Raw genomic sequence first — 11,937 nt, 5'->3', positions numbered from 1 at the left:
CGCACGTCCACAACCTCCGGTAGGACGGCCTTCCGGGTCGGGGACCCCCTCGGGGGGTACCCCGTACGGCGGGTGTCCGCACGAACGGCGCCGCCGCTCCCCCGGCGGCGCCGTTCGTGCGTTCAGTCGGCCAGGTAGCGGTCGAGCACGAGGTCGAGCTGCGCGACCCACTGCGTCACGAGGGCGGCGCGGCCGTTGACCTCGCAGTCGTAGGAGCTGCCGTCCTGGAGGGTGACGACGACGCGCAACTGCCGGTCGCGCCGGGCGGTCTCGTACGCGACGGATCCGATCTCGCCCCAGCCGAACTCCGCCTCCTCGCCGAACATCTCGAAGACGACTCCGTCGGCGTCGGCGACGACACCGCACTCCCCGTCGGCGGCGATGAGCGCGGGCGCCGGGCCGGATCGCGCCGGAAGCGCGGGAGACGGCGGACCGGAGGGCCTCGGGGGCACGGGCGGAGGCGGCCCGGCGGGCATCGGGGGCGCGGGCACGGCGTCCCGCACATCACGCACGTCCTGGACGCCGTGCGTCGGGCGGGCGTGATACGGCACCGCGTCCTGGACGTCGGCGGGCACGCGGGGAGCCGCGATCACCGTCGCCGCGGGACGCGGCGCCGGAGCGGTGAGCGCGTCCAGAATCTCTCCCGGTGTCGGCCGGTCGGCCGGGTCCTTCGCCAGGCAGGAGGCCACGAGGTCGCGGAGCCCGGCCGGAACGGTCGTCAGATCCGCCGCCTCGTGCACCGATCGGTACATGAGACCCATCGGCGTCCCGTCCCCGAACGCGCGCCCGCCGGCCGCCGCCACGAGGACCGCCCCGAGCGCGAAGACGTCGGCGGCGCCGGTCACCTCCTCGCCGAGGGCCTGCTCCGGGGCGAGATAGCCGGGGGTGCCGAAGGCCGCCCCGGTGGCCGTGAGCCGCGTCGACTCCAGCGCGCGGGCGATCCCGAAGTCGAGGACCCGGGGCCCGTCGGCGGCCATCACGATGTTGCCCGGCTTGAGGTCGCGGTGGACCAGTCCGCAGCCGTGGATGGCCTCCAGGGCCTCGGCGAGCGCCGCGCCGAGCGCCCGGAGTCGCGACTCGGGCAGCGGACCTTCGGCCGTGACCAGACCGGCGAGGGTGGGCCCCGGGATGTACGCGGTCGCCAACCAGGGCGCCGCCGCTTCGGGGTCGGCGTCCACGACCTGCGCCGTATGGAAGCCGCCGACCATCCGGGCGGCGGCGACCTCGGCCCGGAAGCGCTCGCGGAAGGCGGGATCGGCGGCGAGTTCCGGCCGCGCGACCTTCACGGCGACCGCCCGTCCGCCGCGCGAGCGCGCCAGATACACGGTGCCCATACCGCCTTCGCCTAGTTTGTGTTCGACCTCGTACGTACCGATCAGCGTCCCCACGCCGACAGTATGGCCGAAGTACCTGCTTGACCAGTGCATGTCAGAGCCTCACGATATGCCCGGACACCCGCACCAATCTGTCGCACACCCCCACACTCCCCACCCAGGAGACAGCATGCGACTTCGAACCCGCGGAAGAAGGTCCGCCACTCTCGCGGCCCTTCTGGCGCTCGCCCTCGCGGCGCCCCTCTCCGCAGGCGCCTACCAGGCCGGAGCCGACGCGGAACCGACCGCCGCCACCGAGGAAGTGATCCGCCAGTACGAGATCCACGGCCCGTCCACCGTCGCCGAACGCACCGAGCTCGCCGCGACCGGCGTCTCGATCGACGAGACGGACGACCACAGCGTCGTCGTCAGCGCCAACTCCGCCCAGCTGCGCAAGCTCCGCGCACTCGGCCACCGGCCCGAGGCGCTGCCGGCCCCGCCCGACCGCTCGGTCAAGGGCCTGGCGGTCGAACCCTTCGACTTCCCGTCCGCCGACTCGAAGTACCACAACTTCGCCGAGATGAACGCGGAGATCGACCAACGTCTCGCCCAGTACCCGAACATCATGAACAAGCGGGTCATCGGCAAGACGTACCAGGGCCGGGACATCGTCGCCATCAAGATCAGCGACAACGTCGGCACGGACGAGGCCGAGCCCGAGGTCCTCTTCACCCACCATCAGCACGCCCGCGAGCACCTGACCGTCGAGATGGCGCTCTACCTGCTGCGCGAGCTGGGGGCGGGCTACGGCTCGGACTCCCGGATCACCAACGTGGTCAACAGCCGGGAGATCTGGATCGTGCCGGACCTCAACCCGGACGGCGGCGAGTACGACATCGCCACCGGCTCCTACCGCAGCTGGCGCAAGAACCGGCAGCCGAACTCCGGCTCCAGCTACGTCGGCACGGACATGAACCGCAACTGGGACTACAAGTGGGGCTGCTGCGGCGGCTCCTCGGGCAGCAAGAGCTCCGAGACGTACCGGGGCACTGCCCCCGAGTCCGCGCCCGAGGTGAAGGTCGTCGCGGACTTCGTCCGCTCCCGAGTGGTGGGCGGCAAGCAGCAGGTCAGGGCCGCGATCGACTTCCACACATACAGCGAGCTGGTGCTCTGGCCCTTCGGCTGGACCACCGCGAACACCGCGCCCGGCATGACCCAGGACGACCGTGACGCGTTCGCGGCCGTCGGCCAGAAGATGGGCGCGAGCAACGGCTACACGGCCGAGCAGTCGAGCGACCTCTACATCACGGACGGGTCGATCGACGACTACCTCTGGGGCTCGCAGAGGATCTTCGGGTACACCTTCGAGATGTATCCGGCCTCGTCCTGGAACGGCGGCTTCTACCCGCCCGACGAGGTGATCGAGCGCGAGACGAGCCGCAACAAGGACGCCGTCCTCCAGCTCCTGGAGAACGCGGACTGCATGTACCGCTCGATCGGCAAGGCCTCGCAGTACTGCACCGCCTGACACACGGACAGGGGCGCCCCGGCATTCCGGGGCGCCCCTGCTCGACGACCTGAGCCGTGCGGCCCGTGGACCGGACGGGCCCTAGACCACCAGGCTCAGCGCCGCGGCGACCGCGAACCCGGCGAGCGAGAGCACCGATTCCAGGACGGTCCAGGACTTCAGGGTGTCGCGCTCCGAGATGCCGAAGTACTTGCTCACGATCCAGAAGCCGCCGTCGTTGACGTGCGAGGCGAAGATCGAGCCGGCCGAGATCGCCATGATGACCAGGGCGAGGAACGCCTGCGAGTGGTCGCCGCCCTCGACCAGGGGCAGGACGATACCGGCCGTGGTGACGATGGCGACGGTCGCCGAGCCCTGGGCGACCCGCAGGACGAGCGAGATCAGGTAGGCGAGGACGATCACCGGCAGACCGACGTCGTTGAAGGTGTCGGAGAGCGCCTGGGCGACTCCGCTCGCCTTGAGGATCGCTCCGAAGACACCACCGGCGCCGACCACGAGCAGGATGTTGCCGACCGGCTTCAGCGAGGACGTCGACACCTGCTCCAGGGACCTGCGGGACCAGCCGCGCCGGATGCCGAGCAGGTAGTACGCGAGGAACAGCGCGATCGTCAGGGCGACGAACGGGTTGCCGAAGAACTCGATCACGGAGCGGGCGGTCGACTCGTCCAGGGCGATGGAGGAGAACGTCGCGGCGAGGATGAGGACCAGCGGCGTACCGATGATGAGGAGCACGGTGGCGAGGGACACCGGCGCCTCGGAGGCACCGCTCCTGCGCTCGGCGTCGACCTTCGCCTTGGCGTCCTCCGCGGCCTCCACCATGTCCTGCGGGACCTCGACGAAGATGTGCCTGCCGATCCAGGAGGCGTAGGCCCAGGCGGCGAGGACGGCGGGGATGCCGACGACGATGCCCATGAGGATGACCCAGCCGAGCGAGACGTGCAGCAGTCCGGCGGCGGCGACGGGACCGGGGTGCGGAGGCAGGAAGGCGTGGGTCATGGAGAGACCCGCGAGGAGCGGCATGCAGTAGAGCAGGATCGACTTGCCGGAGCGCTTGGCGGCCGCGTAGACGATCGGCGCGAGGACGAAGATGCCGACGTCGAAGAAGACCGGGATGCCGAAGATCAGTCCGGTGAGGCCCATCGCGAGCGGCGCCCGCTTCTCGCCGAAGAGGTTGAGCAACCGGCTGCTCAGCACCTCGGCGCCGCCGGAGACCTCGAGTATCGCGCCCAGCATCGTGCCGAGGCCGATGATGATCGCGACATGACCGAGGATGCCGCCCATGCCGGTCTCGATGACGGAGGTGGCGGCGGACCTCTGGACCGTGCCGAAGAGTTCGGTGACGGAGAGACCCGCGGCGAGGCCCACGCTGATCGAGACGGCGAGCAGCGCGACGAAGGGCTGCAGCCTGACCTTGATGATCAGGACGAGGAGGAGGGCGATTCCGAGGGCGGCGACGGTGAGCAGTCCGACGGTGCCCGGGATCAGCAGCAGGAGACCACCGGTGTGGGGTGGCGTCTCGGCGGCGGGGGGTGCGGCGGCGAGCAGCAAGGGGGACCTCGTTTTTGGGTAGGGGGGAGCGCGGCACGGCGTCCCGGGGCGGACGCCGTGCCGTGGAGCGGCGGTTTCAGAAGGATCAGTCCGGTCAGCCGAGGACCGCGAGAGCGTCGATCTCGATGAGGAGACCCTTGGGGAGGCCGACGTAGACCGTCGTACGGGCCGAGGCGGGCGCATTGAGGCCCTGCTCCTCGAAGTACGCGTTGTAGATCTCGTTCATCTCGGCGAAGTGGTCGACGTCGGTGAGGTAGACGCGCGTCATGATCACGTCGTCCCAGCTCGCACCGCCCTCCTCCAGGATCGCCTTGACGTTGGCGAAGGTCTGGAGGGTCTGCTCGCGCAGCGTCGGGCCTGCCGGGGTGGGCGCCTGGCCCTCGACGGCGGGGAGGAAGCCGACCTGACCGGCGACCTGGAGGATGTTGCCCTTCTTGACGCCGTGCGAGAACTTCGCGGGCGGAGCGGTGTGGGTGGCGGGAGTGAGGGCGATCTTCTCGGTCATGTCCGGTCCTTGGTAGGAGTGTTGCCTGAGTAGTCCCGGCTGATGGCGTCGGCGGTGCGGCGCACCAGCGGGAGCAGGGTGAGGAGTTCCTCGGCGGTCACGACCACATTGGGCGCCGAGACCGACATGGCGGCGACGACGCGGCCGTCGGCGCCGCGGATGGGGGCACCGATGCAGTTGATGGACTCCTCGTGGCCACCGAGGTCGGTGGCCCAGCCCTGTTCGCGCACGGTCGCCAGCTCCTTGAGGAACGCGGCGGCGTTGGGGATCGAACGGGGCGTGTACATGGGGTAGTCGAGCTTGGCGGCGATGGCGCGCCGTTCGGGCTCGGGGAGGTCGGCGAGCAGCAGCTTGGCGACGGCGGCGACGGTGATCGCGACGGGCTTTCCGATACGGGAGTACATCCGGACCGGGTAGCGGCTCTCGACCTTGTCGATGTAGAGGACCTCGCCCTCCTCGTGGACCGCGAGGTGGACGGTGTGCCCGATCTGCTCGTTGAGCGCGGCGAGGTGGGGGTGCGCGATCTCGCGGATGTCGAGGTTCTCGACGGCTTCCTGGGCGAGCGCGAAGAGGCGGGCGCCGAGGCGGTAGCGCTGGTCCTGCTGGCGGTAGACGAGCCCGTGCTCGTGCAGGGTGCGCAGCAGCCGGAGCGCGGTGGACTTGTGCACCCCGAGCCGGTCGGCGACCTGCCCGAGGTCGGCGGGGCCCTGGGCGAGCAGCGGCAGGATGCTCAGTGCTCGGTCGACGGTCTGGCTCATGGCGTACGTACCTCCTGGTCCTCCCCCGTCCAGCCGGGGCCGAGGTGAAGTCTCCCCCAGCCCTCGTCGTCGAGGGCGACGAGCCGATCGGCGTGTGCGATCCAGGAGCTGCGCCGCGAAGCGGCTCCGTGAGGGGTGGTGGCCGGGTGACGGGCGGGCGGGACGCCGAGGTCGCCGGGCTCGGTGAGCGCGGCGGCGGCCATGAGGTGCCCGTGCCGGATCCGGTCCCGTACGGGCAGCCCCCGGAGGGTCCCGGAGAGGAACCCGGCGGCGAAGGCGTCCCCGGCCCCGACGGCCGCGACGACGTCGACGCGGGGGGCGGGAACGGTGGTGACGGTGTCCGTCCCGGCCCCGCCGGGGTGGTTGGCGCGGAGGTCGGACCCGGCCCCGCCGGGGTGGGTGGCGCGGCGCTCGAAGACGACCGCACCCGCGGCACCCCGCTTCACCACGAGAACGCCCGGCTCCGGGAGCGCGGCGCGCACGGCAGCGGCGCCGCACACCCCCCACGCCTCCTCCGCCTCGTCCTCCCCCACGAACACCACGGTCGCGCCGCGCGCCAGCTCCAGCAGCACCCGCCCACCGGCGGCCGCGTCGCGCCACAGCCCCGCCCGGAAGTTCACGTCGAACGAGACCAGGGGCCGGCCCGCCCGTGGCGCGGTCAGCGAACGCGTCAGCGCCAGGCAGTCGTCCGACAGCGCCGCGGTGATCCCGGACAGGTGCAGGACCCGCCCGTCCACGACGGAGTCGTACGGCACGGTCGTCGGCGACATCGCCGAGGCCGCCGACCCGGCCCGGTAGTACGCGACCTCGTGGCCGGCGGTCGCCCGGTCCGTGGCGGTGCGGAAGTAGATGCCCGTCGGCCGCTCGGGGTCGCGCCCCACCGCCGACACGTCGACCCCGTACGCCCCGATCGCCTCCACCAGGTGGTCGCCGAAGCCGTCCGCGCCCACCCGGCTCACCCACTTCGCCCGGTGCCCCGCCGCGGCCAGCGCGCAGGCCACGTTGGACTCGGCGCCGCCGATGGTGCGGGCGAACGAGGGGGCGTCGGCGAGGCGGCCCGGCCGGGAGGGCAGAAAGGTGACCATGGACTCGCCGAGGCAGACGACGTCCACGGGCGGCGCGTCCACGGGCGGGGCTCCGGTCACGTGCGGACTCCTCGTCGATGATGCGGGTCCATTGACCCGGCGCTGGCCCGGATGTTAGACAGCATCAAGCGATATGCGCAATGACCGTTGCAGATGATGCAACGACCTCGACGAGGAGGACTCATGCCCGCCGACCGGCCCACCCCCCAGCTGGCCAACGAGCGCGTCGACCACCGCTTCAAGGCCCTGCCCCCGGACGCCGAGGGCCTGACCGTCGGCGAGCTGGCCGCCCAGCGCCGCAACCTCTTCACGGGCGGCTTCACCACCCCCGTCCTCGCCCTCTCCGCCGAGTCCGTCGAGCACAACCTGCGCCTGCTGGAGAGCTACGCCGAGCGCCACGGCCTCGCCTTCGCCCCGCACGGCAAGACCTCGATGGCCCCGCAGCTCTTCGACCGCCAGCTGGAACACGGCGCCTGGGGCATCACCGCCGCCGTCCCGCACCAGGCCCGCGTCTACCGTGCCCACGGCATCGCCCGGATCTTCCTCGCCAACGAACTCGTCGACGCCCCCGCCCTGCGATGGCTGGCCTCCGAGCTCGACGCGGACCCCGACTTCCGCTTCGTCTGTTACGTCGACTCCGTACGCGGGGTCGAGCTGATGGACACGGCGCTCACCGAGGCCGGCGCCCGCCGCCCCGTGGACGTCGTCGTCGAGCTCGGCGCCGGCGAGGGAGCCCGTACCGGAGCCCGTACCGAGGCCGACTGCACCGCCGTGGCCGACGCCGTCGCGGCGACCACGACCCTGCGCCTGGTCGGCGTCGCCGGCTACGAGGGCGAGGTCCCGCAGGCGACGACCGAGCGGGTGCGCGACTGGCTGAACCGCCTCGTGTCCCTCGCCGCGGACTTCGACAAGGCGGGCCGGTTCTCCCCCGGGATCGGGGAGATCGTCGTCAGCGCGGGCGGCAGCGCCTGGTTCGACGCGGTCGCCGACGCCTTCGCCGAGATCCCCGGACTCTCCCTCCCCGTGCTGAAGCTGCTGCGCTCCGGCGCGTACGTCTCGCACGACGACGGCCACTACCGGCACCTCACCCCCTTCAACCGGGTCCCGGAGGAGGGCGCGCTGCATCCCGCCTTCCGGCTCTGGGCGCAGGTCGTCTCCCGTCCGACGCCCGAGCAGGCGTTCACCAACGCGGGCAAGCGCGACGCCGCTTACGACCTGGACCTGCCCGAGGCACAGGTGGTCCGCGACGGCCGCACGGGCACGGTCCGCCCCGCCGAGGGCATCGCCGTCACCGGCCTGTCCGACCAGCACGGCTGGGTGCGTACGGAGCGGGGCGCCGAGCTGGAGGTCGGCGACTGGCTGGGCATGGGCCTGTCCCACCCGTGCACGTCGTTCGACAAGTGGCAGCTCATCCCGCTGGTCGAGGCGGACGGCACGGTCGTCGACTACATCCGTACCTTCTTCTAGAGGAGCCGGTCACCATGGACCTCGTCATCCGCGACGTGGACGTCATCGACGGCTCCGGCGGGGACTCGTACCGCGCCGACGTCGCCGTCGCCGGCGGCCGGATCGCCGCCATCGTCAAGGAGGCCGCGGCAGCGGGCTGTCAGCGCCCCACCGCCCGTCGCGTCCTGGACGCCGAGGGCCTCGCCCTGTCCCCCGGCTTCATCGACATGCACGCCCACAGCGACCTCGCGCTGCTCCGCGACCCGGAGCACACCGCGAAGGCCGCCCAGGGTGTGACCCTCGAAGTCCTGGGCCAGGACGGGCTGTCGTACGCACCGGCCGACGACCGCACGCTCGCGGAGGTCCGCCGGGCGATCACCGGCTGGAACGGCGACGGATCCGACATCGACTTCGACTGGCGCACGGTCGGCGGGTACCTGGACCGCCTCGACCGCGGGATCGCGGTGAACGCGGCGTATCTGATCCCCCAGGGCACGGTGCGGATGTACGCGGTCGGCTGGGACGACCGCCCCGCCACCGAGGCCGAGCTGAACCGGATGCGGCAGCTGGTCGCGGAGGGCATGGAGCAGGGCGCGGTGGGCATGTCCTCGGGGCTGACGTACACCCCGGGCATGTACGCGCCCGATTCCGAACTCACGGAACTCTGCAAGGTCGTGGCGGGGTACGGCGGCTACTACTGCCCGCACCACCGCTCGTACGGCGCCGGTGCGCTCCAGGCGTACGAGGAGATGGTGGCCCTCACGCGGGACGCGGGCTGCGCGCTGCATCTGGCGCACGCGACGATGAACTTCGGCGTGAACAAGGGCAAGGCGCCGGACCTCCTGTCCCTCCTCGACGAGGCCCTCGCCGCCGGCTCCGACATCACGCTCGACACCTACCCGTACACGCCCGGCTGCACGACCCTCGTGGCGATGCTGCCGAGCTGGGCGAGCGAGGGCGGTCCGGAGGCGATCCTCGCGCGGCTGCGGGACCCGGAGACCTCGGAACGGATCCGCCACCACCTGGAGGAGATCGGTTCGGACGGCTGCCACGGCGTGCCGATCGAGTGGGACACGATCGAGATCTCGGGCGTGAGCGACCCGGGACTCCTGTCCTGCGTGGGCAGGACGATCGCCCGGTCCGCCGAGATACGCGGCGAGGCCCCGTGGGTCACGGCCCGCCGCCTGCTGATCGACGACAGGCTGGGCTCGACGATCCTCCAGCACGTCGGCCACGAGGAGAACGTCCGCGCGATCATGCGCCACCGGGTCCACACCGGGGGCTCGGACGGCATCCTCCAGGGCCTCAAGCCGCACCCGCGGGCGTACGGGACGTTCCCGGAGTACCTGGGGAAGTACGTACGCGAGGAGGGCGTGCTCTCCCTGGAGCAGTGCGTGGCCCACCTGACCTCCCGCCCGGCGGCCCGGCTCCGCCTCCCGGACCGGGGCCTGATCCGTGAGGGCTATGTGGCGGACATGGTCCTGTTCGACCCGAGGACGGTGGCGGCGGGCTCGACGTACGCGGCTCCCCGCGCCTATCCGGTGGGCATACCCCACGTCCTGATCGACGGAAGGTTCGTGATCGAGGACGGCAAGCGTACGGACGTCCTGGCCGGCCGGGCGATCCGCCGCACGAAGTAGGTCCCCACCCCACCCCGTGGTGGGCGAACGTCCCCCCGCCCACCCCACCACCCCGTGTGGGCAGTCGTCCCGCTGGGGCGGGACGGGTGGGCACACGGGACGGCGCCCTCACGGGCGCGTCCGCTCCAGGGGCCCGTCCACCACGGGGGCGGTTCCCGGGGCGGGCCGCGCCCACGACTCGCGCCGCACCCACAAGAGGCCCGCCGCCAGAACGACCCCCGCCACCACGAACCCGTACCACGGCGTGTGCCCCGACGGAGCCGTCTCGTACACCAGCGCCCCCGACACCACGGCCAGGACCTGCCCCACCCGCGTGTGCCACGCCACCGCGGCCACCACCGCCGTCCCCCACAGCAGATACCAGGGCTGCACCATCGGCGACAGCGCCACCAGCGCCACCAGCGAAAGCCCGAGGCCCAGCACCGGATCGATCCGCCCCTTCCACGCCCGCCACGCGAGCGCCAGGATGATCGCCACCGCCGCGAGAAGCCCGAGCTTCTGCACCACGCCCTTCACCGGATCGGGGTCGTCCGCGAGCAGCAGCCCGAGCCCCAGCCCCACGTCACTGGTCACCGACAGCGCGGTGTGGATGGCTCCGGCGACGCCCTGCGTACGCACCCATCCGAACCCGGTTCCGGCCACCACCGTGGCCCCCGCGGCGACCGCCCCCGCCACCAGCCCCGGCAGCACGAGCCCCTTCACCAGGCCCACCGCACCCCGTGCGCCACCGTCCCGCCGCGCGACCATCACCCCGATGAAGAGCAGCGCGACCGCCGCCGGCGACTTGATCATCATCGCGAGCCCGACGAGTACGCACCCGAGGACCCACCGTCCCCGCACCGCGAGCAGGACGCCGCCGAGCATGAGCCCGATCATGAGCCCGTCGTTGTGCATCCCGCCGACGACGTGAATGAGCAGCAGTGGATTGAGCGCGGCCAGCCACAGCGCTCCGCTGCCACCGCCCAGCCCCCGTACGGCCCAGACGATCAGCGCGAGGGCGCCGAGAGCGATCAGCCGCATCCCGAGGACGGCGGGGACGATCTCCCCACCCGTCACCTTCACCACGGCCTGCGCGAGGACGAGGAAGACCGGCCCGTACGGAGCGGGGGTGTCGGTCCAGTGCCCGCCGACGCTGGCGGCCGCGTCCGCCCCGAGGTCGCCGGGGCCGAGGACGGACGGCCCGCCCCCGTACACGTCGTGCCCCTCCAGGACCATGGCGCCCTGCGCGATGTAGCTGTAGACGTCGGCGCTGTACAGCGGCGGCGCGAGCACCAGCGGCGCGGTCCACCACGCCAGCGTGCCGAGCACCCCGTCCCGCGCGCCCCGCACCCCGCGCGCCAGCAGCACCCCGTACCGCAACCACACCGCGACGAGGAGCGTCAGCCCCAGGTACGCGAGGAGGGCGCCGGCCACGGTCGCCGCGGACCCGCGGGGCGCCCACACCCCCCACGGCTCACGCGCGGGCAGCGTCCCGGCCGTGTAGCCGCCCACGGCGACGGCGAGCGCCCCGAAAGCACCGAGCCACCGGCAGCCGGAGGCGCTCCACAGGCCGCTCCACCGCGACACGACCGCCTGTCTCACTGCGTCCGCTTCTGTTTCCCGGGTGCGGAGCCCGACTTCCCGGGCTTCTCACCCGTGGAACCGTCGGACGACGTGCCGGAAGCGCCGTCCGTCGCGGTGGCGGACGCGGTCGCCGTACCGGAGGCGCTCGGACGGGCAGACGCCGACGCGGACGCCGAGGCGGACCCTGACGGCTGCGAGGCGGACGGTGCCGGTGTGCCGGTGGCACCGCCCTCCGCGTCGTCCCCCGACGGATCGGCCTGGATCAGCGCCGGCAGCCCCGGACGCCCGTCGTCCCCGGTCGGGGTCCCGCCGGTCTGCCCGGAGCGGAACGCGCCGGAGACGACCGCGACCACCACTCCGAGGACGACGACACCGCCCCCGGCCAGCAGCCGCCCCGCCCTGGGGGTCCGCCGCGCCGTGGCATGACGGCGGCGGCGCCCCGGGGCACCTGCGGCACGGTCGTCCTGGTGGCTCATGGGCGCGAATTCTACGGAGCGGCCGCGCGTCCCGGCGCACCGGTCGTTCCCCGGCCTCCGCGCCCCGCCCCGCGC

At 72.6% G+C, this 11,937-nt stretch carries 10 protein-coding genes; 3 read left to right on the top strand and 7 right to left on the bottom strand.

All coding sequences use genetic code 11. The features are described from left to right. Positions 1 to 122 precede the first annotated feature (122 nt). Positions 123 to 1,334, bottom strand: a complete 1,212-nt coding sequence (locus tag ACFQ7Q_RS30515; protein ID WP_383560692.1) for a serine/threonine-protein kinase — start codon at positions 1,332 to 1,334, stop codon at positions 123 to 125. Positions 1,335 to 1,503: 169 nt separating this feature from the next. Between ACFQ7Q_RS30515 and ACFQ7Q_RS30510 the strand changes: the two genes are divergently transcribed. Next, complete coding sequence (locus ACFQ7Q_RS30510) at positions 1,504 to 2,841, top strand: M14 family metallopeptidase (RefSeq protein WP_383560687.1); 1,338 nt, start codon at positions 1,504 to 1,506, stop codon at positions 2,839 to 2,841. A gap of 81 nt (positions 2,842 to 2,922) precedes the next feature. On the opposite strand, the gene ACFQ7Q_RS30505 is transcribed toward ACFQ7Q_RS30510, so the two are convergent. From ACFQ7Q_RS30505 to ACFQ7Q_RS30490, 4 genes are all read right to left on the bottom strand, one after another. After that, positions 2,923 to 4,389, bottom strand: a complete 1,467-nt coding sequence (locus ACFQ7Q_RS30505; protein ID WP_383560685.1) for a GntP family permease — start codon at positions 4,387 to 4,389, stop codon at positions 2,923 to 2,925. Positions 4,390 to 4,483: 94 nt separating this feature from the next. Then, a complete protein-coding gene (locus ACFQ7Q_RS30500) occupies positions 4,484 to 4,894 on the bottom strand; it encodes a RidA family protein (protein WP_383560683.1) in 411 nt (136 codons plus the stop codon). Continuing rightward, positions 4,891 to 5,652, bottom strand: coding sequence for an IclR family transcriptional regulator (locus tag ACFQ7Q_RS30495; protein ID WP_383560681.1), 762 nt, complete (start codon positions 5,650 to 5,652; stop codon positions 4,891 to 4,893). Before ACFQ7Q_RS30495 ends, ACFQ7Q_RS30500 begins: the two co-directional genes overlap by 4 nt. Continuing rightward, the gene (locus ACFQ7Q_RS30490; protein ID WP_383560679.1) at positions 5,649 to 6,797 is read right to left on the bottom strand and encodes a sugar kinase; all 1,149 of its coding nucleotides are present in this window, start codon (positions 6,795 to 6,797) and stop codon (positions 5,649 to 5,651) included. The genes ACFQ7Q_RS30495 and ACFQ7Q_RS30490 overlap by 4 nt, the downstream gene beginning before the upstream one ends. A gap of 123 nt (positions 6,798 to 6,920) precedes the next feature. Between ACFQ7Q_RS30490 and ACFQ7Q_RS30485 the strand changes: the two genes are divergently transcribed. Continuing rightward, positions 6,921 to 8,204: an alanine racemase gene (locus tag ACFQ7Q_RS30485; RefSeq protein WP_383560677.1), complete on the top strand. Its 1,284-nt coding sequence runs from the start codon at positions 6,921 to 6,923 to the stop codon at positions 8,202 to 8,204. Between the two features lie 14 nt (positions 8,205 to 8,218). Continuing rightward, positions 8,219 to 9,823: an amidohydrolase family protein gene (locus ACFQ7Q_RS30480; RefSeq protein ID WP_383560674.1), complete on the top strand. Its 1,605-nt coding sequence runs from the start codon at positions 8,219 to 8,221 to the stop codon at positions 9,821 to 9,823. A 108-nt stretch (positions 9,824 to 9,931) separates the two neighbouring features. Here ACFQ7Q_RS30480 and mptB read toward each other — a convergent pair whose 3' ends face one another. Both mptB and ACFQ7Q_RS30470 read right to left on the bottom strand, forming a co-directional pair. Then, positions 9,932 to 11,404 carry a polyprenol phosphomannose-dependent alpha 1,6 mannosyltransferase MptB gene (gene mptB, locus ACFQ7Q_RS30475; RefSeq protein WP_383560672.1) on the bottom strand — a complete coding sequence of 491 codons (1,473 nt, stop codon included), beginning with the start codon at positions 11,402 to 11,404 and terminating at the stop codon, positions 9,932 to 9,934. Beyond that, the gene (locus ACFQ7Q_RS30470) at positions 11,401 to 11,862 is read right to left on the bottom strand and encodes a hypothetical protein (RefSeq protein WP_383560670.1); all 462 of its coding nucleotides are present in this window, start codon (positions 11,860 to 11,862) and stop codon (positions 11,401 to 11,403) included. Before ACFQ7Q_RS30470 ends, mptB begins: the two co-directional genes overlap by 4 nt. Positions 11,863 to 11,937 lie beyond the last annotated feature (75 nt).

The organism is Streptomyces sp. NPDC056527 (genome assembly GCF_042794475.1).
GTDB lineage: Bacteria > Actinomycetota > Actinomycetes > Streptomycetales > Streptomycetaceae > Streptomyces.
Note: the sequence above shows the minus strand (reverse complement) of the source record. Positions and strands in the feature narration are given on the sequence as shown.